Consider the following 497-nt stretch of genomic DNA (forward strand, 5'->3'; position numbering starts at 1 on the left):
TGACCAGCCAACGTCCGATATCACGAAGGATAAATGCAGCAAATGCCTGAGCGGTTGTAAGTTCCGCAATAACGTCGGCAACTTTGGCGGCTTCCTTTCCATTAACAAACTTTCGCAGTAAATCCCATGACACAGACAGAATCAGCGATTCTGGCGCACGCCCGGCGATGTGCGCCAGCGGAGTCGTGCGGCTTCGTGGTAAGCACGCCGGAGGGGGAAAGATATTTCCCCTGCGTGAATATCTCCGGTGAGCCGGAGGCGTATTTCCGTATGTCGCCGGAAGACTGGCTGCAGGCAGAAATGCAGGGTGAGATTGTGGCGCTGGTCCACAGCCACCCCGGTGGTCTGCCCTGGCTGAGTGAGGCCGACCGGCGGCTGCAGGTGCAGAGTGATTTGCCGTGGTGGCTGGTCTGCCGGGGGACGATTCATAAGTTCCGCTGTGTGCCGCATCTCACCGGGCGGCGCTTTGAGCACGGTGTGACGGACTGTTACACACC

The 497-nt window shown here is 58.8% G+C and carries 1 protein-coding gene and 1 pseudogene; both read left to right on the plus strand.

Translation table 11 applies throughout. The features are described 5' to 3' along the window. Positions 1–121: pseudogene (locus tag J5M57_RS28160) on the plus strand (phage minor tail protein L); the annotation flags it as partial. A 5-nt stretch (positions 122–126) separates the two neighbouring features. Next, positions 127–497 (plus strand): C40 family peptidase (locus J5M57_RS28165; RefSeq protein WP_207938501.1); only part of this gene is annotated, 371 nt, incomplete at its 3' end.

The sequence above is a fragment of the Pseudomonas sp. 86_A genome (genome assembly GCF_017491705.1).
Lineage (GTDB): Bacteria > Pseudomonadota > Gammaproteobacteria > Pseudomonadales > Pseudomonadaceae > Aquipseudomonas > Aquipseudomonas koreensis.